This is a genomic window from Sphingopyxis sp. (assembly GCF_050725615.1).
Taxonomy (GTDB): Bacteria; Pseudomonadota; Alphaproteobacteria; order Sphingomonadales; family Sphingomonadaceae; genus Sphingopyxis.
On sequence record NZ_JBOHHU010000031.1, the window covers coordinates 21827 to 41663 of the forward strand.

Genomic DNA, 19837 nt, shown 5'->3' on the forward strand with positions numbered 1-19837 from the left:
GTGTCACCACATCACAGGGAGAAACCCTCGCCGAGGTAGAGGCGACGCACCTCGGGATCGGCGACGAGTTCGGCGGGCGAGCCGGCGAGCAGCACCTTGCCGTCGTAAATGATGCAGGCGCGGTCGACGAGGTCGAGCGTTTCGCGGACATTGTGATCGGTGATCAGCACCCCGATGCCGCGCGTCTTGAGGTCGGCGACAAGGTCGCGGATATCCGAAATCGACAAGGGGTCGATACCCGCGAAAGGTTCGTCGAGCAGCATGATGGACGGGTTTGCGGCAAGCGCGCGAGCGATTTCGGCGCGGCGGCGTTCGCCGCCCGACAGCGCCATCGCGGCGGCGCCGCGCAACCGGGTCAGGCCGAATTCGTCGAGCAGCTCCTCGAGCCGGCGTTCGCGCGCGAGCTTGTCGGGCTCGCTGAGTTCGAGCACCGCACTGATATTCTGTTCGACGGTCATGCCGCGAAAGATCGAGGTTTCCTGCGGCAGGTAGCCGAGGCCGAGGATCGCGCGGCGGTACATCGGCAGCGCGGTGATGTCGGCACCGTCGAGCATGATGCGCCCGGCGTCGGGCTTCACCAGCCCCATGATCGAATAGAAACAGGTGGTCTTGCCCGCGCCGTTCGGACCGAGCAGGCCGAGCACCTCGCCCTTCGCCACCGACAGCGAGACGTCGGAGAGGACGACGCGCTTGTCATAGCTTTTGGCGATCGACACGACCGCGAGCCCGTTGCCCGCCGCCGCTTCCTCCTGGACATGCGCCCGATGTTCGGAAACGCCATGGTCGCCGCTGGCCGGCGGGGACGCGAGGGAGGTGTCGTCGGTCATATCGTCGTCGCTGTCCGTTCAAAACTTGGGCTGCGTTACCCGAGGAGCGGCGCCAAGGTCAATCTGGCAAGATTTTTGCAGGGAGAGATATCGACGATCAGTGCCCCGCCTGCTCGCCGCGCACGACGCCCGACAATGCCAGCTGTTCGTCGATTGCCGCCATCAGCCGCTCGAGCGCGGCCTCGTCCTTCGCCTCGGCGCGCGCAACGAGCACATCCTGTGTGTTCGACGCGCGGAGCAGCCACCAGCCGTCATCGGTGAGCACGCGCGCGCCGTCGGTGCGGTCGACCTGTGCTCCCGATGCCGCAAGGCGAGCGAGAACCTCGTCCACAATGGCGAATTTGCGCACCTCGTCGACCTGGAAGCGCAGTTCGGGAGTGTTGACCATCGGCGCCATGCTGCCGCGCAATTCGGTTACGCTCTGCCCGAGCTTGGTCGCCGCCTCGATCAGCCGGATCGCCGCGTAAGGCGCGTCGTCATAACCATAATAGCGGTCGGCGAAGAAGATGTGGCCGCTCATCTCACCCGCGAGCGGGCTGCCGGTTTCCTTCATCTTCGCCTTGATCAGGCTATGGCCGGTCTTCCACATCATCGGCTGGCCACCCAATTCGGCGACGCGGTCGAACAAGGCCTGGCTGGCCTTGACGTCGGCGATCACCGTCGCACCCGGGATTTCTCGGAGTACCGCCGCGGCATAGATTTGCAACAGCTGGTCGCCCCAGATCACGCGGCCCTGACCGTCGATCGCGCCGATGCGGTCGCCATCTCCATCGAAAGCGACGCCGAAATCGAGGCTCCTTTCGGCGACGAGCTTGCGCAAGTCCGCCAGATTCTTTTCCTCGGTGGGATCGGGATGGTGGTTCGGGAAATGACCGTCGATGTCGGTAAACAGCAGGAAATGTTCGCCAGGAAGCCGCGCCGTCAATTTCTCGATGACGGTGCCCGCCGCGCCGTTGCCGGCGTCCCAGCCGATCCGGTACGCGCCGCCGGCGAAACCCTCGACCAGCCGGTCGACATAGGCGTCGACGATGTCGAGGCTCTGCGCCGATCCGTTGCCGCTGTCCCAGTCGCCCGCCGCCGCCATCGCACCGATGCCCGCGATGTCGGCGCCGTAAAAGGGACGCCCCTGAAACACCATTTTGAAGCCGTTATAATCGGGGGGATTGTGGCTGCCGGTTATCTGTATGCCGCCGTCCACCTCTTCGGTTGACGCCGCATAATAGAGCATCGGGGTCGGGCCGAGTCCGACGTTGAGCGCATCGATCCCGGCGGCGTTGATCCCTTCGATCAGCGCCTCAGCGAGCATCGGCGAGGACAGGCGGCCGTCATAGCCGACCGCAACCGACTTGCCGCCGGCGCGGCGGATCAAGGTCGCGAAGCTGCGGCCGATCGCATAGGCGTCGGCGGCCGACAGCGTGTCGCCGACGACGCCGCGGATATCATATTCGCGCAGCATCGTCGGATGAAAGGCATGGCTCGTGATGGCGGTCATGGGTCGCTCGCTTTCGGGGGAGAAGAGAGGTCAGGCGGCGGCGAAGAGATCGCCGTCGGGATGCAGCCGTTCGCGCGCCGGCAGGTTCAGTCCCGCCATCGCTTCGCGCAATTCCTGCCGCGCGACGACATGACCGATGCCCATGCCGCCGAGATGCGCCTTGTCGAGCAGGGTGAGACCAGCCGGGAACAGCTCGCGATAGATGACGCGCTCGCCGAGGCCCGGGATGACGCGGAAACCGACGCGGCGCGACAATTGGGTCAACGCTTCGCCGACGCGGCGCATATTGTGCGCGTCGACATGCTGGAGGCGGTTGCGCAGGATGATCCAGTCGATCGTGCGCCCGTCGGTCTTGGCGCGCGCCTTGCGCGTGTCCCAGATCAGCTCGGAATAGAAGCTCGGGCGGGTGACCTGAAACGTCTCCGGATCGACCTGCCCGATCAGGTCGAAGTCGATGAAGCTGTCGTTGATCGGGGTGACGAGCGTGTCGGCGCTGGTCGCCAGATGGCGTGCGAAGATATCGTCGCGGCCCGGCGTGTCGGCGACAAAATAGTCGGCGCCTTCGGACAGGCGCGCGACCTGCGCGTCGAGTTCCTCGATCGTCGATCCCTCGAACACCTCGAAATCGGGGATCGGCAGCGTGATCTCGCGGCGCTTTTCGGTCTGGACACGATTTTCCAGATAGCGGTGGAAGGTGCGCTGGCGCGGGTCGAGGTCGAGCCCCGCGACCTTCCAGCCCTGGCTCGCGAGCGCGACCGCGAAATGCACGGCGCAGGTCGATTTACCCGTCCCCCCCTTTTCATTGGCAAAGATGATGCGGTGCGGCGCGGGATGCGAAGCTTGGAGTGACATGGGGCGTTGCGAATTTCCTGTCGGCGGCGCATGGGGGCCGCATGGGGTGGCGTCTCAGCCGCCATTATCGGAGGCGGGGCAGCCGTGCAAATCATCCGTGACATCGCCACGCTGCATCGCGCCGTCGATGCCCTGAAACGAGACGGCAAGAGCGTCGCGCTGGTGCCAACGATGGGCGCGCTGCACGATGGCCATCTGTCGCTGGTCCGCATGGGCAAGCGCGTCGCCGACCATGTGATCGTGTCGATCTTCGTCAATCCGACGCAGTTCGGCCCGAACGAGGATTTCGCCGCCTATCCACGCGACGAGGCACGCGATGCCGCGTTGCTCGCGGACGAAGGCGTTGCGTTGCTGTGGGCGCCCTATGTGGCGGTGATGTATCCCGCCGGGCACAGCACGCATATCGAAGTTGCCGAACTCGGCGCCGATTATTGCGGCGCTGCCCGCCCCGGCCATTTCGACGGGGTCGCGACCGTCGTCGCCAAATTGTTCAACCAGGCGCGCGCCGATATCGCGATTTTCGGCGAGAAGGACTGGCAGCAGCTGGCGATCATTCGCCGCATGGCGCGCGACCTCGATTTCAAGCTCGACATATTGGGTGCGCCGATCGCGCGCGACACCGACGGGCTCGCGCTGTCGTCGCGCAACGCCTATCTGTCGGAGGCGCAGCGCGCGGCGGCGACCGCCTTGCCCACCGCGCTGAAAGCTGCAGCGGTGGCGATTGCCGGCGGCGCCGACGTCGGCGAAAGCCTCGCCGTCGCCGAGAAGGCGATCATCGCCGGCGGGTTCGACAGCATCGACTATGTCGCGCTCGCCGATGCCGACAGCCTGGAAAGGCTGAGCATTTTTCGTACCCCCGCGCGGCTGCTGGCGGCGGCACGAATCGGAAAAACCCGGCTGATCGACAATCTGGCGGTCGGTTGATAAACTCCGGAAACGTCGGATTTCTGACGGTTTCAGTCATAATCCCCGAAAAAGTCCGATCATCGTTAACGCTTTGTTGACCATGATCCGCAAGGTTGGCCCACGAAGCTTCCTGTGGGGGGAGGCGACAGGGGGTACTCATGGCCAACAGTCTGAAGTCCGCACAATATCTGATCGAAAGCCGGTTGCTCGATGCCGCGCGCGGCGACGCCAACGCCTATTTCGACCTGGGGATCGCCTTTTCGACCGGCACCGGCGGGGTCGATGTCGACCTGATCCAGGCGCATAAATGGTTCAACCTCGCGGCGCTCGGCGGCAACCGGGAAGGCCAGCAATGCCGCGCCGACCTGTCCGATGAAATGACCCGCGACGAAATCGCCGAAGCGCAGCGCCAGGCGCGCGCCTGGCTCGACGAAACCGCGCGCCGTCCGGCCGCACGGCGGTTTGCGGCCTGAACGGAGCATTTCCCGCAGCGGCGTGAATTTTGTTTCACGCGAAGACGCGAAGGCGCGAAGAAGTTGGCTCGGGGCCGACAGGCCCATTTCTCCATCACCGCGCAGTTTGTCGCGACGCTGAAGGAAGAAGGCCGCTTCGCGGCGAACACGACCTGTTCGCGCCTTCGCGTCTTCGCGTGAAATTCTTTCCAGGGCTGCGGTTCAATCCGCCCGCCTGAAGGGCATATGCCCCTCGAGCCAGTCCATTTCGGCTTCCTCGGCGCGGCGTTCCTGTTCCAGATAGTCGGCGACCGCGCGCCGGAAGCCCGGATCGGCGATAAAATGCGCCGACCAGGTCGCGACCGGCCCATAGCCGCGCGCCAGCTTGTGCCCGCCCTGCGCGCCCGCCTCGACCCGCGCGAGGCCGCGCGCGATCGCGATGTCGATCGCGCGATAATAGCAAAGCTCGAAATGGAGATAGGGGATGTCGGTGAGGCAGCCCCAGTAACGCCCATAGAGCGTATCGGCGCCGATGAAATGCATCGCGCCCGCGAGCGGCCGATCACCGTCATACGCAAGGACGAGGATGATATCGTCCGCCATCGTCGCGCCCATCAGGTCGAACGCTTCGCGCGTGAGGTAAGGCTGCCCCCATTTGCGCGCGCCGGTGTCCTGATAGAAGAGCCACATCGCATCCCAATGTTCGGGACGGATCGCAGCGCCGGTGAGATCCTCGATCCGCAAGCCTTCGACAGCGCGGGCGCGCTCCTTGCGCAACTGCTTGCGCTTCGCAGAGGTGAGCGTCGCGAGGAAATCGTCGAAGCTGGCGTAGCCGGCGTTGGCGAAATGAAACTGGATATCGCGGCGGACGAGCCAGCCGGCATCCTCGAACAGCCCCATCTGATCGGGCGCCACGAAAGTCGCGTGCGCCGACGACAGGCCGTTCTGCCGCACCACCGCCTCGGCGGCGCGGATCAGCAGGGCCGCGTCGTCCCGATCGGGCGCGAGCAGGCGCGGGCCGGGCACCGGGGTGAAGGGCGCGGCAATCTGGAGCTTGGGATAATAATCGCCGCCGGCGCGCGCCCAGGCGTCGGCCCACGCATGGTCGAAGACATATTCGCCCTGGCTGTGGGTCTTGAGATAGGCGGGCGCGGCGGCGAGCAGCGTCCCCGCTTCATCTTCGACGAGCAGCGGCGCGGCCTGCCAGCCGGTGCCCGGCCCGACGCTGTTCGATCGTTCGAGCAGGGACAGGAAGGCGTGGCCGACAAAGGGGTTGCCGCCATCGTGCAAGCCGTCCCACGCCGCAGCATCGATCGCATCGACACCGGTGCCGAGCGAGATGCTGCGCGCGGGCGGATCGGCCTCGGCCATCGGGTCCTTAGGCCGGCCGCACCGCGACGATCGCGTCGGCCTCGACCGCAGCGCCGAGCGGCAGCACGGCGACTCCGACGGCTGCCCGCGCATGGCGCCCGGCATCGCCGAACAGCGATTCGAACAGTTCGGACGCGCCGTTGGCGACCTTCGCCTGGTCGGTGAAATCGGTGGTCGAATTGACGAAGACGCCGAGCTTCACGACCTTTTCGATCCGCGACCAGTCGCCGTCCAGCGCGTTGCCGATCTGCGCGAGCAGCATCAGCGCGCAGCGCCGCGCCGCGTCATAGCCGCCGGCGACATCGACATCGGCGCCGAGGCGGCCGGTGACGACCTTGCCATCGTTGAACGGAAGCTGGCCGCTGACATAGAGTAGGCCGCCCTGCTCGACGACGGGCACATAGGCGGCGACCGGCGCGGCGGCCTTCGGAAGTTCGAGGCCGAGGGTGGCGAGTTTGGCGGCAATATCCATGAATTTGTCCTTATACGGCGACGGGTGCGGGAGCGGGAATATTTTCGGTGAGGCGCGCGAGGATCCAGTCCTGCGCCTCGGTCCAGTCATCGATGCGCGCATGGGCGTGTCTCGACGGCGCGATCTTGTCGGCGATCGCGGGTTCGCCGACGAGGTGGAGGCGCCATACGTCGGGCGCGACCTCCGCCACCGATGTGTGATGCCCGCCGAGGTCGTCGATGAACACCGCGACCGACGGCCGATATTCCTCGATCAGGCGGCGCACCGGTTCGCCCTTGCCGCCGCGGCTGCCGATGACAGGCGCGTGAAAGTCATGGAGCGCGAGCTGGTCGATACGGCGCTGCTGATGGTCGGGACCGACGTTGGTGAGCACGACGATGTCGGCGTGCCGCGCGATCTCCGCCATCGCGGCGAGCGCGCCGGGGATCGGCGTTTGGCGCGTCATTTCGGTGGTGAAAAAACCGTCGAGCAAAGGCCAGACCTCGGCGGCCTCCAGCGGCGTGCCGCATTCCTTGCGCTTCAGGGCCCCGGCGAAACTGGCGTCCTCGATGCGGAAGATCACGCCATGTTCCTGATCGACCCACTGGGCGAAGGGCACGACCATGTGCATCAGCACCTCGTCGCAGTCGGTGATGACGAGGGGGCGGTTCATGTTTCGATCCTTTCGTCGCCGGACAGGCGGTGGGCAGCGGCGGCGATCTCTTCGGGTTTCCGGTCGAGCCCCACCGCACAGGCGACAAGGTCGGCCTCATGCGCGGTCAGGAAGGACAGGATCGCGGCGAGCGTCGACCGTTCGCCGAGCGATTCGCGCAGCTCATGGGGCGCGAGGCCGGTGAGCGCGAGCAGCCGTTCGGCGCGCGGTTCGTCGGTCAGGATCCAGCCCAGCGCCTGGAGCGCCAGCGCCTCGTCGGCGTCGTGCACGTCGCTTTTCCCTTTCGCGCGAGGCAATTGTATCGCCGCGCCGATTCGCCTAAACCGGCGCCGAACGCAAGGTGGGGACGCGAAATATCATGGGCAAGACCATATTGGTCGTCGAGGATAATGAACTCAACCTGCGCCTGTTCTGCGACCTGCTCAACGCCCATGGCTATAGCGCCCACCCGGTGCGCGACGGGCGCGACGCGCTGGCGAAGGCGCACGAGGTGTCGCCCGACCTGATCATCATGGACATCCAGTTGCCGCATGTCAGCGGGCTCGAACTGATCGGCCAGATGAAGGCCGACCTGACGCTGCGCGCGGTGCCGATCATGGCAGTGACCGCTTATGCCGGGAAGGGCGACGAGGACCAGATTCGCGCCGCCGGGGCCGAAGCCTATGTCTCGAAGCCGATTTCGGTGATCAAGTTCATCGAGAGCGTCGGAGCCTTTGCTTGAGCCCAATCGCCCGATCATAGGCCTGCATAGAATCGATAGGAGCATCACCATTCCGACGAACGGGCCAATCGATTATCGCTGGGCATCCGACATAGATTTCGATGGCCTTCGGTTGGAAGCCCTGTCGCACCACCACGAGGTCCTGTTTGACATTAGCGTGCCCGACGATGGCCAGATGACGATCAATACGTTCGGCAACGAGATCGCTGCGGAGCAGGTTCTCGCTGCCTTGCAGATCGTGCAGCAGCGCCATTAGCACACACCCTTCCTTTTCATTGGGGAGGCAGCGAGACTAACGAACTTGTTCTTCAGTCGCAGCGGTGGGGTGCACTCTCGGCCTGAGGCGGGGGTCGAAGCACGCACCATCACCCCCAACCAACTCCGCCTAGGCCGCTTCGCGGCCAAGGCTTCATATCCTTCCCCCATCTAGGGGGAAGGACGGGTGCTCAACGAAATGTCAGGCGTTGGAACCGGTGCGCTTGCCCTGCGGCCGGTTCCACGGCGCGGCATAATGGACCGCAACGGCGGTCGCCGAGGTCTCGATCACGGCCGCCAACAGCCGGTTGATCCAGTTCGATTCGTTGGTGAAGTGCGTCATATCATGTCTCCTGCGTCCGGGCCGGCAAGGGAGGGGAGAGCGGCCCGAACGCGATTCTTCTACGCCCGGGCGCCTGACGATTGGCGCCGAAATTGACCATATGAACGACCAATTTTCGCGCTATATGGAAAATCATGCGAAAAATGATCGACCTGGACGTTTTCGACCGCCGCCTGCTGGCTCTGGTGCGCGAGGATAATCTTCAGCCCGCGCGCATCCTTGCGGACAAGGTCGGGCTGTCGCTGTCGGCGGTGCTGCGTCGCCTGCGGCGGCTGCGCGACGAGAAGGTGATCGTCGCCGATATCGCGGTCGTCCATCCGGCGCTGACCGGATCGGCGCTGACCATGCATGTGCTCGTCCAAATGCAGCAGGCGGGGCCGCAGACGATGGACAATTTTGCGCGCGATATCGCCCGGCACCCCGAGATTACCGCTGCGTGGGACGTCACCGGCGATGACGACTTCCTGCTGAAGGTTCAGGTCGGGACGATGGAGGAATATGACCTCTTCACCCGCCGCGCGCTCGGCGAGGACAAAGGGGTGCATTCGTTCACGACGATGATCGCGATCCGCAACATCATCGAGAATGAGGTGGCGCGGCGCCCTTTGCGCGAGGGGTGAAGTCGGGAGGCTGCTTCGCGCGGGAGCGGACAAGCCGCCTTTCACGCACGAAAAAGGGCGGCGCAAAGGCCGCCCCTTGATCCCCGCTTTCGCAGGGATGGTGCATCGTCCTTCCGTTCAGCGGCGCCGAACGGGTCGATGCATCACTTGATCTTGGCTTCCTTAAACTCGACATGCTTGCGCACGACGGGGTCATATTTGCGCTGCGCCATCTTCTCGGTCATCGTGCGCGGGTTCTTCTTGGTGACATAGAAGAAGCCGGTGTCGGCGGTGCTCACGAGCTTGATCTTGACGGTCGTCGGCTTGGCCATGGCCCTGTTCCTCGAAATTTTGACGCAGCAACCGGCGATCGGTCGATACGGCGGGGCGGTGAGCCCCGGCTGATGGTGTGAAAAACAACAGGGCAGCGCGCAAGCACACCGCCCCCGATAAGCGCGCGCCTCTGACCGGATTCGGCGCTTATGTCAAGCGAAACGAACGAACGACGACCAGTGTCAGGAGCCCGGCCGCCGCCCGCCCGGGAGAGTCAGGCGTTGCGGATTTCGAAGCGCACCGTCATCTCTTTCCAGCTTTCCTCGGCCACCCCGCCGCGCGTGGCGGGCTTGAAGCGCCATTTGGCCAGCGCGCGTTTCTTGGTCGCCTCGAAAAAGCCGGGGCTGTCGGTGCTGACCAGTTCGACCTGTTTCACTTTGCCATCGGTGCCGATCAGGACGCGAACCTTCGCGACACCCTCGATCTCTTCGCGCTGTTCGCGCAGCGGATAATCGGGCTGGAAACCCGCAAGATAGCGCTGGTCGAGCTGCGCGAGCACGAGTTTGGGGGCCGGCGGCGGGGCGGGCGGATCGACCGTAATCGTCGTGCCGGTGCCCGCGCCGACCGGCGGGACATAGGGTTCCGGTATGAAGATGGGCGGGTCTTGCGTCGTGGGCGGGAACGGCGTCGGCACCGTCGTTACCGCCTGTTGCTGCTGCTTCTGCTGCGGCTTCGCTTCCGGCGACGGCGGGAGCGGTTTTTCGATCGGAATCGACTCGACGATGGTCGGTCCGGGCTTATCGACGATCACCGAAAGCATCGGAGTCAGCGCGACGACGGTAAGCAGCGCGATCGGTACGCCGACCGCAAAAACCGCAGCGAACGGACGGTGCCCGGCGCCGGGAGTATAGCTGCCGCGCTGCAGCAGCGAGCCACCGGCGGATGCCGCCGTCGCCGAGCGCGGCGACAGGGCGGCGGAAATCATCGGTATCAGGGTCATGGCCTCTCTCCTTGCCTTCCCGACCCGGGGCCGCCGCGCTTGTGCTGCTATCCGGCCTGGTCGCAATCATGTGATATTATAACATACCTGTGATTGTCAAGCGCAGAGGTCGGCAAGCGGACCATCGCGGGATACCAGGGGGTTCAGGTGGCGGAGAGCCGCGCGATCGCCTGATCCTTTGCGATCAGCGGCAACAGTTCGCCCATATCGGGGCCATGGTCGCGTCCTGTGAGCGCACGGCGCAGCGGCAGGAACAAGGCGCGGCCCTTGGCGCCAGTCGCGTCCTTCACCGCATTCGTCAGCGCGTGCCAGGGATCGGCACCCCAATCGACGGCGGGCGCGGCGGCGGCGGCGGCGGCAAGCACGGGGCGATCGGCCTCGTCAGCGGGCGCGACGGTCAGCGGCCCGTCGAACACCGGCACCCAGTCGGCCGCCTCCGCGATCGTCATCAGGTTCGGGCGAATCGCGTGCCAGCGCGGCGCGTCGATCGCGGCGGGCAAGCGATCCGCCACCGCCGCATGATCGAGCTGGTGGACGATCTTCTGGTTGACCAGCGCCAGTTCAGCCTCGTCGAAGCGCGCCGGGGCGCGGCCGAAATGGGCGAAGTCGATCGTTCCGACCAGCGGCGCGGCGTCGGTGACCGGTTCGACCGGATCGCTGGTGCCGAGCCGCGCGAGCAGGGCGACGAGCGCAACCGGTTCGATGCCCTGTTCGCGCAGCGCGTCCATGCCGAGCGAACCGAGGCGTTTCGACAATTTGCCTTCGGTGCCGACGAGCAGCGCCTCATGCGCAAAGGCGGGCGGGGCGGCGCCGAGCGCCGCGAACATCTGCATCTGCGTGGCGGTGTTCGACACATGGTCCTCGCCGCGCACGACGTGCGAAATGTCCATCGCGATATCGTCGATCACGCTGGGCAGGAGGTACAGCCAGCTGCCGTCGGCGCGCCGCACCACCGGATCGGACATGGATTTCGGGTCGAAATGCTGATCGCCCCGGATCATGTCGGTCCAGACGATCGGCGCATCATGGTCGAGCCGGAAGCGCCAGTGCGGCGCGACGCCCTCAGGAACCGGCGCATCGGCGGGCTTGCGTTCGTAGACCGGCGGCAGACCGCGCGACAGCAGCACCTTGCGGCGGATGTCGAGTTCTTCGGGAGTCTCGTAACAGGCGTATACACGCCCGGCCGCCTTCAGCCTGGCAAATTCGGCCTCATAGAGAGCGAAGCGTGCCGACTGCCTTTCTTCGCCGTCGCTATCGAGCCCGAGCCACGCGAGGTCGGCGCGGATGCCCTCGACATACTCCTCTTTCGACCGCTCGCGGTCGGTGTCGTCGATGCGGAGCAGGAAGCGCCCGCCATGTTTCCGCGCCCACATCCAGTTGTGGAGCGCGGTGCGGACGTTGCCGACATGGAGGTTGCCGGTCGGCGAGGGGGCAAAACGGGTGGTCACGGTCATCCGCGCGCCTATAGCCCCGCTTGGCGCCCGATGGCGACCATAAGTTGGCGCGGCGCGGGGGTCCGGACTTAACCGCTTCTTTTCCCTTTGCAGCGTAGCAAGGCGCCATGGAGGGTCGAGCAACAGGTTGGCGGTCGCGGCTGTGGCCGCAGGTGCCGGCGGCGATTGCCGACGAGCTGGCGCTCGCCCGCGTCGCCCGGCTTCGGGTGCTCGCTCCGATGCTCTATTCGACGATGATCGCCGTGATCCTCACCGCGATGGCCGCGACGGCTGGCGACGCGCCGGCGCTGGCGGCCGGTGACGACGCCCCCTGGCTGATCCGTTATGGCATGCCGCTGGCGATCGTCGGCATCGCGGCGATCCGGCTGTTCCACTGGCTGCGCCGCCGCAACGCCCCGACCAGCGCCGCCGCCGCGCACCGCCTGATCGGGCGGATGGTCCTGATCGCCATACCGATCGCGGCGCTGTGCAGCATCTGGGCGGCATCGAGCTGGTGGCTGTCGGTGCCCGGGCAGCGCTCCTATTATCCGATGTTCGTGGTGATGGGCACGCTCACCACGGCCTTTTGCGTGGCCTCGGTGCGCGGCGCGACGCTCGCGGCGCTCGCGGCGGGGCTGACTCCCGTGATCGCCACCTTGCTGATCGCGGGCAATTGGATGGACCGATCACGCTGCTCGCGGCGGCCTTCCTGACGCGGCTGGTGCTCGATCAGCACGACCAGCAGGTCGAGATGCTGATGCTGCGCCACCGCCTGCAGCGCCAGGCGCTGACCGATCCGCTGACCGGGCTTGCCAACCGCCGCGCGCTGCACATCGCGGCCGAGGATTGTTTTGCGGCGGACGGTGCCGGGCCGGCGCTGATCCTGATCGACCTCGACGGCTTCAAGCCGGTCAACGACCGCTACGGCCATGCCGCCGGCGACCTGTTGCTGATCGCGATCGGTGGACGACTCAGCGCGCAGGCGGGCGAGGCCACGACCGTGGCGCGCATCGGCGGCGACGAATTTGCGATATGGCTGCCGCACTGCGACGCCGAGAGGCTCGACATCTGCGCGAGCGCGCTGCTCGCGGCGCTGGCCGCGCCCTTCCCGATCGATGGCCAGCCGATTCGCATCGGCGCCAGCGCCGGGCTGGCCCGCGCGCCCGAGGACGGCGACTCGCTGCTCGACCTGATGCGCCGCGCCGATGCCGCGCTCTACGCCGCCAAGCCGCGGCGCGATGCGGCGGAAACCAGCGCCGTCAGCCCGCTGGCCCCGCTCGCTGCGGCCACCAGGCCCAGGCGATCGCGAGCAGCGCGGCGATAAGCAGCACGCTATATTCGACACCGTTGCGCCCGGCGCCGACAACGAACCAGCCGAAGGGCAGATGGACGAGGACGAGCCCGAGCGACAGGATCGCGGCATGACCCAGCGCGGCAAGGCTGGTCCAGCGGCGCGCCAGCATCAGGACGGGGCCGGCGATTTCATAGAGCGTCACCGCGAGCGCCCAGCCATAGCCAAAGGGAAAGCCCAGGCTCTCGAGCCAGACGCCGAAGGGAGCGACGCCGCCCATCGTCAAGCGATAGACGCCGTGGATCAGGATCAGCAGCGCGACGACGATCCGCAGCAGGTCCAGCGCCCGCGTCGCGCGCGCCGGCGGCGCGCCTTTGCCCATCAAGCCCATGTCGCCCTCCCTGTCTGGCGTCACCCCGTGCGAAAACCGTGGGTGATCGGATAGCGGCGGTCGCGCCCGAAATTGCGCGTCGAGAGCTTCACCCCGGGCGGCGCCTGACGACGCTTATATTCGGCGATCGCCAGCAACCGCTCGATGCGGACCACGGCGTCGCGATCGAAGCCATAGCGCGCCACGACATCGTCGACGCTCGCCTCCTCCTCGACGAGCATATGGAGCATGCGGTCGAGGTCGGGATAGGCGGGCAGGCTGTCCTCGTCCTTCTGGTCCGGGCGCAGTTCGGCGCTCGGCGGCTTGGTGATGATGGTGTCGGGCATCACCGGGATCACCGGGTTGCGCGACAGGCGCGGGACATTCGCGTTGCGCCATTTCGCCGCTGCGAAGACCGTCATCTTATAGGCGTCCTTCAGCGGATTATAGCCGCCCGCCATGTCGCCATAGATGGTCGCATAACCGACGCTCATCTCGCTCTTGTTGCCGGTGGTCAGCAACATCGGGCCGAACTTGTTGCTGAGCGCCATCAGCGTCACGCCGCGAATGCGCGACTGGACATTTTCCTCGGTGGTATCGACCGCCGCGTCGGTGAAACTGTCCGACAGCATCATATCGAAGGCATCGACCGCCGGCACGATCGAGATGGTGTCGAGGCGGCAGCCGATCATCGCCGCGCAGCCCGCCGCATCGTCGAGGCTTTGCTGGCTGGTGAAACGGCTGGGCATCATCACGCACCACACTTTGTCGGGACCGAGCGCGTCAGCGGCGATCGCGGCGCAGATCGCCGAATCGATGCCGCCCGACAGGCCGAGCACGACCCCGGGAAAGCGATTGCGTTCGACATAGTCGCGCAAGCTGAGGATCATCGCGCTGTAGATGTCGGCGGGATGCGCCTCCCACTCGGCGATCGCGCCTGCGTCGCACGTCCAGCCATCGTCGTCCTTCGCCCAGTGGGTGACGCGCTCCTCGGCCTCCCAGTCGGTCAGCCGATGCGCGGTCGTCCCGTCGGCGTTCAGCACGAAGGAACAGCCGTCGAACACCAGCTCGTCCTGCCCGCCGATACGATTGAGGAAGATGAGCGGCAGGCCGGTTTCGGCGACGCGGCCCGCAAAAACCTGGGTCAGGCGCCGGTCGTCCTTGTCGATCTCATAGGGGCTGCCGTTGACCGAAATGAGGATTTCGGCGCCCTGCGCGGCGAGATGCGCCGAGACCTTGGGCAACCAGCCGTCCTCGCAGATCGGCAGCCCCAGCTTGACCCCGCGCCATAGGACGACATCGGGCAGCGGGCCGGGGGCGAAGACGCGCTTCTCGTCGAAGGTGCCGTAATTGGGCAGCTCATGTTTGCGCCGCGTCGCGACGACGCGGCCGCCGTCGAGCAGCGCGACGATATTGTAGAGCGCATCGCCGTCCCTCTCCACCGAGCCGACGAGCATCGCGGGACCGCCGTCGGCGGTCTCGGCGGCGAGCGTGGCGAGGAGGGTCGCCGCGCGCGCCGCGAGCGCGGGCTTGAGCACCAGATCCTCGGGCGGATAACCGATCAGCTGGAGCTCGGGATAGAGGATCAGGTCGGCGTTGGGATGCCGGGCCCGCACGGCGCGCATCGCATCGGCGTTGGCGGCAAGGTCGCCGACCACCTGGGTCATCTGCGACAGGACGATGCTAAGCTTCTGGGTCATGCCAGCGGTTTAGGCCGAACCGTTCCGATTTCAACCGAAGACGAGCATCCACAATGTCCGGCCCGGCGCCATCGCGAAAAAGCCCGCCGCGAGCAGCCCGAAATAGACGCCGCGCATCGTCGTCAGATGGCGATCGATCTGGCCGTTGCGCGCGAACCAGATCGCGCGCGGCAGCTGGACGAGCGTCAGCACCGAGAAGAGATGGATCGGGCCGATGCCGCCGGTGATGGTGCGGATCCAGAAACTGTCGATCGCGGTGACGATCATCAGCAGCGCCCAGACACGCCCGCCGATGCGGTGCGCGGGGTCGCCCTTGACCGGCCGCCAGAGCAGCCAGGCACCGAGCGGCAGCGCGGGAATGACCGTCGCGAGGTGGAGCTGGACCGCCCAGGCGGGGGTGCGATAGTCCGACGCCCCGGTGAAGGAGCGGACGAGCAGGGTCGCGACGATCAGGACCAGAACGATGAGCGCCGTCGAGGCGAGGCGACGCAGATGGGCGGTGCGGGCGGGCTGGGCGGCGAGGATGGTCATGGTGAAATCCCTGTTGATCGATGCGATGCCCCTTCCCTGCCCCGGCGCCGTTCGCCGGCAAGCGACCCTGCGCAAATGCGGCCGATTTCTTCGCAAAACGGGGCACTTCGCCGATTGACGCTTCGTGAAATGGCACGCACAAGCGCGGCATGGCGAAGCGGCTGACGATCGAATTGCTGGTGATGGTGGCGCTCGGGCTGTTGATCGGGCTGCTCGGGCCGTTCGGCACCTTTGGCGCGCCGCCGGCGCAGCGGATGCTCAGCTGGGTGATCTGGCTGCTCGCCGGCTATGGGCTGTTTCGCCCGACCGGGGTGGTCGCCAGCTGGCTGTGCGAGGCGACGGGAATGCCGCGCTTCGCCGGCACGTTGCTCGCGCTCGTCGTCGCGAGCGTGCCGCTGACCCTGATCATCACGATGATGGCGATGCGCATGGATTTCGCCGCAGCGCTCCGCTGGCCGGGCTTCTGGACGATGTATCTCTATATCTTGATCATCGCGGCGGTCGTTTCGATCGCGATGGGGGCGGTCTTCGGGCGCGCCGCCCCGCCGGCCGAGGCGGCGACGTCCGTGCCCACGGTGCCGTCGGCTCCCGAACCGGCGGCGGTAAAACCCGAGCAAGAAGCCCCTACCCTGTCCCTGCCGCCCGGATTCGGCCCGGTGTGGGCGCTGAAGGGCGAGGATCATTATGTCCGCGTGATCGGCGAAGGCCGCGAGGAACTGATCCTGATGCGGATGCGCGACGCGATCGAGCGGCTGGGCGATGCCGGGGGACTGCGTGTCCATCGCAGCTGGTGGGTGGCGAAAAATGCCGTCGAAAGCGTGCGCCGCGAGGGCCGCACGGCGGTGATCGTGCTGAAAGACGGCCATGAAGCGCCCGTGGCGCGCGACATGATGCCCGCGCTGCGCGCGGCGGGGTGGCTTTAGGCCTTCCCCTTCGCGCCCGCGCTGGCTAAGGGGCGCGCATCATTCCCGCGCGAAAGGGCGTCGCACGCCATGAAACTGATCTCCGGCAACAGCAACCTGCCGCTGGCCCGCGCCATCGCCGACTATCTGGAACTGCCGCTGACCGACACCAGCGTCCGCCGCTTCGCCGACGAGGAAGTCTTCGTCGAGATCCATGAAAATGTTCGCGGCCAGGATGTCTTCGTTGTCCAGCCGACCAATTTCCCGGCGAACGACAATCTGATGGAACTCCTCATCATCAACGACGCGCTGCGCCGCGCCTCGGCGAAGCGCATCACCGCCGTCGTCCCCTATTTCGGCTATGCCCGCCAGGACCGCAAACCCGGCCCGCGCACGCCGATCTCGGCCAAGCTCGTCGCCAACCTGATCACCACCTCGGGCGCCGACCGCGTGCTCGCGATCGACCTGCACGCCGGGCAGATCCAGGGCTTCTTCGATATCCCGACCGACAATCTTTATGCCGCCCCGGTGATGAGCGCCGACATCCAGGCGCGCTTTGCCGGCAAGAATCTGATGGTCGTGTCGCCCGACGTCGGCGGCGTGGTCCGCGCCCGCGCGCTCGCCAAGCGGCTCGACAACGCCCCGCTGGCGATCGTCGACAAGCGCCGCGAGCGCGCCGGCGAATCCGAAGTGATGAACATCATCGGCGACGTGTCCGGCCGTTTCTGCATCCTGATCGACGATATCGTCGATTCGGCGGGCACCCTCTGCAACGCCGCCGGCGCGCTGAAAGCCGCGGGAGCCGAGGGCGTCGTCGCTTATTGCACCCATGGCGTGCTGTCGGGCGGCGCGGTCGCGCGCGTCGAGGCGAGCGAGCTGACCGAGCTGGTCATCACCGATTCGATCCAGCCGACCGACGCGGTCAACGACAGCAAGAAGGTCCGCGCGCTGACCGTCGCGCCGTTGCTGGGCGAAGCGATCAAGCGCATCGCCGACGAATCGAGCGTTTCGAGCCTGTTCGACTAAATGGTGCGCGAACCCGATCTCGCCCTCGCCCATCGCCTGGCCGATGCGGCGGGAGCCGTCATTCGCCCGTTGTTCCGCGCGGCCTACCAGTCCGAAGCCAAGGCCGACGCCTCGCCGGTGACCGAAGCCGACCGCAGCGCCGAGGCCGTCATGCGCAGCCTGCTCACCGCCGAAGCGCCGCGCGATGGCATCATCGGCGAAGAATATGGCAGCGAACGTCCCGAAGCCGCGCGCCAATGGGTGCTCGACCCGATCGACGGCACGGTGAGCTTCATGGCGGGGCGCCCGATCTTCGGCACGCTGATCGCGCTGCTGCAGGACGGCTGGCCGGTCCTGGGGATCATCGACCAGCCGATTGCGGGCGAACGCTGGGTCGGGGCCTTGGGTCGGCCGACCCTGTTCAACAACGCGCCCGCGCGCACGCGCCCCTGCCGCTCCCTGGCCGACGCCGTGCTCGCGACGAGCGGCCCGCAATATTTCAGCGACCATGACGGCGAACATTTCATGGGGCTGGCCGCCCAGACCTCGCACAGGCGCATGCTCTTCGGCGGTGACTGTTATAATTATGGCCTGCTGGCGAGCGGCCATATCGACCTGGTGGTCGAGGCGGGGTTGAAGCTCCACGATTTTGCCGCGCTGGTGCCGATCGTCGAGGGCGCGGGCGGAACGATGTGCGACTGGAATGGCGATCCGCTGAACGCCGACAGCGCCAAAGACGGGGGGGGCCATGTGATCGCACTCGGCGATCCGGCGCGGCTTGAGGATGTCGTCGAAGGGCTCGCCTGCCACCATTGAGGGCGAACCGCGCCGCGGCGCGAACACGGCCCCGGCCGGGCACGCGGATCACCGATCGCTTTACACCGACTGCCAAGCTGGTAACGGCGCCCCCGGCGCTGGACCCAGCGCCGTGTTAACAGGGGATATTTTGTGAAAAAACTGATTACGGTCGCCGTTCTTGCGGCCGGCTTTGCGACGCCTGCTTTCGCGCAGGAAGAGGCCCAGGGACATGACAAGGCGGGTTTCCGCGTCGAAGCGCGCGCCGTCTATGAAACGCCGACGGTCAGCAGCATCGCCCAGAACAACGACGTCTACAAGGTCGGCAGCGCCGTGGCGTTCGGCGGCGAGGCGGGTTTCGACATCGCGGTGGGACCGTCGGTCGTCGTCGGCCCCTATGTTACCTTTGAAAAATCGTCGGTCGAGGCGTCCGATGGCGTCGATACGCTGAAGGTGAAGGACAATCTCGGCGCCGGGCTGCACGTCGGTTATGCAATCGGCTCCAAGGGCCTGATCTATGGCAAGGTCGGCTATGCCAAGCTGCGCGTCGAGGCGCGGAGCGGCAACCTCAGCGCGACCGAGAGCGGCTCGGGCTTCCAGGGCGCCGTCGGCTATGAGCATGGCTTCGGCGAGATGTTCTACGGCCGCGTCGAATTCGGCTATGGCGACAATGGCCGCATCGGCGGAATCAATTTCCAGCGCCGGCACGCCGGCGTCGCGCTTGGCGTGCGTTTCTGAACGACACGGCCCGGCGGAATAGAGACGGGGGTCCGGCGACGGGCCCCCGTTTCCATTTCCGGCCCGCAACGCTTGCAATTCCGCGCGAATCCGTCTAGGCGCGCGCCTTCCGATTGTAACGGCTGGCTGAAAGGGCTGCCATGCCGCTACGCAAACGGACTTCCAAAGGAGACCAAAATGCCCAAACTGAAGACCAAGAGCGGTGTGAAGAAACGCTTCAAATTCACCGCCTCGGGCAAGGTGAAGCACGGCGTTGCCGGCAAGCGCCACCGCCTGATCAACCACAATGCCAAATATATCCGCACCAACCGCGGCACCAGCGTGCTGAGCGATGCGGATGTGGCCCATGTGCGCCTCTGGGCGCCGTACGGCCTGAAGTAAGGAGCGCAGGGAATGTCACGCATCAAACGCGGCGTCACCACGCGCGCCAAGCACAAACGCGTATTGGAACAGGCGAAGGGCTATTATGGCCGTCGCAAGAACACCATTCGTGTCGCCAAGCAGGCGGTCGAAAAGGCCGGCCAATATGCCTATCGCGACCGCAAGGTTAAGAAGCGCAGCTTCCGCGCCCTGTGGATCCAGCGCATCAACGCGGCGGTTCGCGCCGAAGGCCTGACCTATTCGCAGTTCATGCATGGCGTGAAGCTGGCCGGTATCGACCTTGACCGGAAGGTCATGGCCGATCTGGCGATGAACGAAGGCGGCGTGTTCGCGGCGGTCATCGCGCAGGCGAAGGCGGCGCTGCCCAAGGCGGCCTGAGCCTTCCAGCATCGCTGAACGAATTAAGGGCGGTCCCGCGAGGGGCCGCCCTTTTTCGTGTCGATCGTATGGAGAGCCGGACGCCCGAAAACAGAAAC

Annotated in this window: 27 protein-coding genes; 12 read left to right on the forward strand and 15 right to left on the reverse strand. The window is 66.2% G+C overall.

Features of this window, described 5'->3' with window-relative positions; all coding sequences use genetic code 11:
• Nucleotides 1-11 precede the first annotated feature (11 nt).
• The 3 genes from lptB to ACREB7_RS09330 form a co-directional block, all read right to left on the reverse strand.
• The gene (lptB, locus tag ACREB7_RS09320; protein WP_431591991.1) at nt 12-827 is read right to left on the reverse strand and encodes an LPS export ABC transporter ATP-binding protein; all 816 of its coding nucleotides are present in this window, start codon (nt 825-827) and stop codon (nt 12-14) included.
• Nucleotides 828-924: 97 nt separating this feature from the next.
• On the reverse strand, nt 925-2319 hold the full coding sequence (gene pgmG, locus ACREB7_RS09325; RefSeq protein WP_431591992.1) for a phosphoglucomutase/phosphomannomutase PgmG: 1395 nt from the start codon (nt 2317-2319) through the stop codon (nt 925-927).
• 30 nt (nt 2320-2349) lie between these two features.
• The gene (locus tag ACREB7_RS09330) at nt 2350-3171 is read right to left on the reverse strand and encodes a division plane positioning ATPase MipZ (RefSeq protein WP_431591993.1); all 822 of its coding nucleotides are present in this window, start codon (nt 3169-3171) and stop codon (nt 2350-2352) included.
• 84 nt (nt 3172-3255) lie between these two features.
• Between ACREB7_RS09330 and panC the strand changes: the two genes are divergently transcribed.
• Together panC and ACREB7_RS09340 are read left to right on the forward strand one after the other, a co-directional pair.
• On the forward strand, nt 3256-4095 hold the full coding sequence (panC, locus tag ACREB7_RS09335) for a pantoate--beta-alanine ligase (RefSeq protein WP_431591994.1): 840 nt from the start codon (nt 3256-3258) through the stop codon (nt 4093-4095).
• Between the two features lie 140 nt (nt 4096-4235).
• Complete coding sequence (locus ACREB7_RS09340; RefSeq protein WP_431591995.1) at nt 4236-4550, forward strand: hypothetical protein; 315 nt, start codon at nt 4236-4238, stop codon at nt 4548-4550.
• 201 nt (nt 4551-4751) lie between these two features.
• Here ACREB7_RS09340 and ACREB7_RS09345 read toward each other — a convergent pair whose 3' ends face one another.
• Genes ACREB7_RS09345 through ACREB7_RS09360 form a run of 4 tightly spaced genes read right to left on the reverse strand, consistent with a single transcriptional unit; the run spans nt 4752 to nt 7293 of the window.
• Nucleotides 4752-5900 carry a GNAT family N-acetyltransferase gene (locus ACREB7_RS09345; protein WP_431591996.1) on the reverse strand — a complete coding sequence of 383 codons (1149 nt, stop codon included), beginning with the start codon at nt 5898-5900 and terminating at the stop codon, nt 4752-4754.
• Nucleotides 5901-5907: 7 nt separating this feature from the next.
• On the reverse strand, nt 5908-6372 hold the full coding sequence (locus ACREB7_RS09350; protein WP_431591997.1) for a RidA family protein: 465 nt from the start codon (nt 6370-6372) through the stop codon (nt 5908-5910).
• A 10-nt stretch (nt 6373-6382) separates the two neighbouring features.
• Nucleotides 6383-7024, reverse strand: coding sequence for an HAD family hydrolase (locus ACREB7_RS09355; protein ID WP_431591998.1), 642 nt, complete (start codon nt 7022-7024; stop codon nt 6383-6385).
• On the reverse strand, nt 7021-7293 hold the full coding sequence (locus ACREB7_RS09360) for a DUF3572 domain-containing protein (RefSeq protein WP_431591999.1): 273 nt from the start codon (nt 7291-7293) through the stop codon (nt 7021-7023). The genes ACREB7_RS09355 and ACREB7_RS09360 overlap by 4 nt, the downstream gene beginning before the upstream one ends.
• A gap of 89 nt (nt 7294-7382) precedes the next feature.
• Between ACREB7_RS09360 and ACREB7_RS09365 the strand changes: the two genes are divergently transcribed.
• Nucleotides 7383-7745, forward strand: a complete 363-nt coding sequence (locus ACREB7_RS09365) for a response regulator (protein WP_431592000.1) — start codon at nt 7383-7385, stop codon at nt 7743-7745.
• Here the strand turns inward: ACREB7_RS09365 and ACREB7_RS09370 are convergent.
• Together ACREB7_RS09370 and ACREB7_RS09375 are read right to left on the reverse strand one after the other, a co-directional pair.
• Nucleotides 7717-7998 (reverse strand): hypothetical protein, encoded by a 282-nt coding sequence (locus ACREB7_RS09370; RefSeq protein ID WP_431592001.1) that lies wholly within the window; start codon nt 7996-7998, stop codon nt 7717-7719. The two genes, ACREB7_RS09365 and ACREB7_RS09370, sit on opposite strands and share 29 nt — an antisense overlap.
• Nucleotides 7999-8202: 204 nt before the next feature.
• Nucleotides 8203-8343, reverse strand: a complete 141-nt coding sequence (locus ACREB7_RS09375) for a hypothetical protein (RefSeq protein ID WP_431592002.1) — start codon at nt 8341-8343, stop codon at nt 8203-8205.
• 143 nt (nt 8344-8486) lie between these two features.
• Here ACREB7_RS09375 and ACREB7_RS09380 point away from each other — a divergent pair, with 143 nt between their 5' ends.
• Nucleotides 8487-8963 (forward strand): Lrp/AsnC family transcriptional regulator, encoded by a 477-nt coding sequence (locus ACREB7_RS09380; RefSeq protein WP_431592003.1) that lies wholly within the window; start codon nt 8487-8489, stop codon nt 8961-8963.
• 143 nt (nt 8964-9106) lie between these two features.
• On the opposite strand, the gene rpmG is transcribed toward ACREB7_RS09380, so the two are convergent.
• The 3 genes from rpmG to ACREB7_RS09395 form a co-directional block, all read right to left on the reverse strand.
• Nucleotides 9107-9274, reverse strand: coding sequence for a 50S ribosomal protein L33 (gene rpmG, locus ACREB7_RS09385; protein ID WP_058810591.1), 168 nt, complete (start codon nt 9272-9274; stop codon nt 9107-9109).
• 215 nt (nt 9275-9489) lie between these two features.
• Nucleotides 9490-10215 carry an energy transducer TonB gene (locus tag ACREB7_RS09390; protein ID WP_431592004.1) on the reverse strand — a complete coding sequence of 242 codons (726 nt, stop codon included), beginning with the start codon at nt 10213-10215 and terminating at the stop codon, nt 9490-9492.
• A gap of 143 nt (nt 10216-10358) precedes the next feature.
• Entirely contained in the window at nt 10359-11669 is a 1311-nt protein-coding gene (locus ACREB7_RS09395; protein WP_431592005.1) for a glutamate--tRNA ligase, read from the reverse strand.
• 107 nt (nt 11670-11776) lie between these two features.
• Here ACREB7_RS09395 and ACREB7_RS09400 point away from each other — a divergent pair, with 107 nt between their 5' ends.
• Together ACREB7_RS09400 and ACREB7_RS09405 are read left to right on the forward strand one after the other, a co-directional pair.
• A complete protein-coding gene (locus ACREB7_RS09400; RefSeq protein ID WP_431592006.1) occupies nt 11777-12361 on the forward strand; it encodes a hypothetical protein in 585 nt (194 codons plus the stop codon).
• Nucleotides 12322-12972: a GGDEF domain-containing protein gene (locus tag ACREB7_RS09405; RefSeq protein WP_431592007.1), complete on the forward strand. Its 651-nt coding sequence runs from the start codon at nt 12322-12324 to the stop codon at nt 12970-12972. The genes ACREB7_RS09400 and ACREB7_RS09405 overlap by 40 nt, the downstream gene beginning before the upstream one ends.
• Here ACREB7_RS09405 and ACREB7_RS09410 read toward each other — a convergent pair.
• The 3 genes from ACREB7_RS09410 to ACREB7_RS09420 are packed head-to-tail and all read right to left on the reverse strand — an operon-like array spanning nt 12908 to nt 15540.
• The gene (locus ACREB7_RS09410) at nt 12908-13330 is read right to left on the reverse strand and encodes a DoxX family protein (protein ID WP_431592008.1); all 423 of its coding nucleotides are present in this window, start codon (nt 13328-13330) and stop codon (nt 12908-12910) included. The genes ACREB7_RS09405 and ACREB7_RS09410 overlap by 65 nt on opposite strands.
• 20 nt (nt 13331-13350) lie before the next feature.
• Nucleotides 13351-15009: an NAD+ synthase gene (locus ACREB7_RS09415; RefSeq protein ID WP_431592009.1), complete on the reverse strand. Its 1659-nt coding sequence runs from the start codon at nt 15007-15009 to the stop codon at nt 13351-13353.
• A 30-nt stretch (nt 15010-15039) separates the two neighbouring features.
• Nucleotides 15040-15540 (reverse strand): DUF2306 domain-containing protein, encoded by a 501-nt coding sequence (locus tag ACREB7_RS09420; RefSeq protein ID WP_431592010.1) that lies wholly within the window; start codon nt 15538-15540, stop codon nt 15040-15042.
• A 149-nt stretch (nt 15541-15689) separates the two neighbouring features.
• Here ACREB7_RS09420 and ACREB7_RS09425 point away from each other — a divergent pair, with 149 nt between their 5' ends.
• The 6 genes from ACREB7_RS09425 to rplT all read left to right on the forward strand — a co-directional run bounded on the left by ACREB7_RS09425 (nt 15690) and on the right by rplT (nt 19739).
• A complete protein-coding gene (locus ACREB7_RS09425; protein ID WP_431592011.1) occupies nt 15690-16463 on the forward strand; it encodes a LytTR family DNA-binding domain-containing protein in 774 nt (257 codons plus the stop codon).
• A 69-nt stretch (nt 16464-16532) separates the two neighbouring features.
• On the forward strand, nt 16533-17468 hold the full coding sequence (locus ACREB7_RS09430; protein WP_431592012.1) for a ribose-phosphate pyrophosphokinase: 936 nt from the start codon (nt 16533-16535) through the stop codon (nt 17466-17468).
• Nucleotides 17469-18263 carry an inositol monophosphatase family protein gene (locus tag ACREB7_RS09435; RefSeq protein WP_431592013.1) on the forward strand — a complete coding sequence of 265 codons (795 nt, stop codon included), beginning with the start codon at nt 17469-17471 and terminating at the stop codon, nt 18261-18263.
• A 132-nt stretch (nt 18264-18395) separates the two neighbouring features.
• Nucleotides 18396-18980 (forward strand): outer membrane beta-barrel protein, encoded by a 585-nt coding sequence (locus ACREB7_RS09440; RefSeq protein WP_431592014.1) that lies wholly within the window; start codon nt 18396-18398, stop codon nt 18978-18980.
• 177 nt (nt 18981-19157) lie between these two features.
• Nucleotides 19158-19361 (forward strand): 50S ribosomal protein L35, encoded by a 204-nt coding sequence (rpmI, locus tag ACREB7_RS09445; protein WP_431592015.1) that lies wholly within the window; start codon nt 19158-19160, stop codon nt 19359-19361.
• A gap of 12 nt (nt 19362-19373) precedes the next feature.
• Complete coding sequence (gene rplT, locus ACREB7_RS09450; RefSeq protein WP_431592016.1) at nt 19374-19739, forward strand: 50S ribosomal protein L20; 366 nt, start codon at nt 19374-19376, stop codon at nt 19737-19739.
• The last annotated feature ends 98 nt before the right edge of the window (nt 19740-19837 follow it).

Coding starts and splice junctions, on each gene's coding strand:
- ACREB7_RS09395 (WP_431592005.1), bottom strand. CDS start 11,669: ATGACCGTGACCACCCGTTTTGCCCCCTCGCCGACCGGCAACCTCCAT.
- ACREB7_RS09330 (WP_431591993.1), bottom strand. CDS start 3,171: ATGTCACTCCAAGCTTCGCATCCCGCGCCGCACCGCATCATCTTTGCC.
- ACREB7_RS09415 (WP_431592009.1), bottom strand. CDS start 15,009: ATGACCCAGAAGCTTAGCATCGTCCTGTCGCAGATGACCCAGGTGGTC.
- lptB (WP_431591991.1), bottom strand. CDS start 827: ATGACCGACGACACCTCCCTCGCGTCCCCGCCGGCCAGCGGCGACCAT.
- ACREB7_RS09345 (WP_431591996.1), bottom strand. CDS start 5,900: ATGGCCGAGGCCGATCCGCCCGCGCGCAGCATCTCGCTCGGCACCGGT.
- rpmG (WP_058810591.1), bottom strand. CDS start 9,274: ATGGCCAAGCCGACGACCGTCAAGATCAAGCTCGTGAGCACCGCCGAC.
- rplT (WP_431592016.1), top strand. CDS start 19,374: ATGTCACGCATCAAACGCGGCGTCACCACGCGCGCCAAGCACAAACGC.
- ACREB7_RS09390 (WP_431592004.1), bottom strand. CDS start 10,215: ATGACCCTGATACCGATGATTTCCGCCGCCCTGTCGCCGCGCTCGGCG.
- ACREB7_RS09380 (WP_431592003.1), top strand. CDS start 8,487: ATGATCGACCTGGACGTTTTCGACCGCCGCCTGCTGGCTCTGGTGCGC.
- ACREB7_RS09340 (WP_431591995.1), top strand. CDS start 4,236: ATGGCCAACAGTCTGAAGTCCGCACAATATCTGATCGAAAGCCGGTTG.
- ACREB7_RS09350 (WP_431591997.1), bottom strand. CDS start 6,372: ATGGATATTGCCGCCAAACTCGCCACCCTCGGCCTCGAACTTCCGAAG.
- rpmI (WP_431592015.1), top strand. CDS start 19,158: ATGCCCAAACTGAAGACCAAGAGCGGTGTGAAGAAACGCTTCAAATTC.
- ACREB7_RS09400 (WP_431592006.1), top strand. CDS start 11,777: ATGGAGGGTCGAGCAACAGGTTGGCGGTCGCGGCTGTGGCCGCAGGTG.
- pgmG (WP_431591992.1), bottom strand. CDS start 2,319: ATGACCGCCATCACGAGCCATGCCTTTCATCCGACGATGCTGCGCGAA.
- ACREB7_RS09365 (WP_431592000.1), top strand. CDS start 7,383: ATGGGCAAGACCATATTGGTCGTCGAGGATAATGAACTCAACCTGCGC.
- ACREB7_RS09420 (WP_431592010.1), bottom strand. CDS start 15,540: ATGACCATCCTCGCCGCCCAGCCCGCCCGCACCGCCCATCTGCGTCGC.
- ACREB7_RS09425 (WP_431592011.1), top strand. CDS start 15,690: ATGGCGAAGCGGCTGACGATCGAATTGCTGGTGATGGTGGCGCTCGGG.
- ACREB7_RS09435 (WP_431592013.1), top strand. CDS start 17,469: ATGGTGCGCGAACCCGATCTCGCCCTCGCCCATCGCCTGGCCGATGCG.
- ACREB7_RS09370 (WP_431592001.1), bottom strand. CDS start 7,998: ATGGCGCTGCTGCACGATCTGCAAGGCAGCGAGAACCTGCTCCGCAGC.
- ACREB7_RS09355 (WP_431591998.1), bottom strand. CDS start 7,024: ATGAACCGCCCCCTCGTCATCACCGACTGCGACGAGGTGCTGATGCAC.
- ACREB7_RS09375 (WP_431592002.1), bottom strand. CDS start 8,343: ATGACGCACTTCACCAACGAATCGAACTGGATCAACCGGCTGTTGGCG.
- ACREB7_RS09410 (WP_431592008.1), bottom strand. CDS start 13,330: ATGGGCTTGATGGGCAAAGGCGCGCCGCCGGCGCGCGCGACGCGGGCG.
- ACREB7_RS09430 (WP_431592012.1), top strand. CDS start 16,533: ATGAAACTGATCTCCGGCAACAGCAACCTGCCGCTGGCCCGCGCCATC.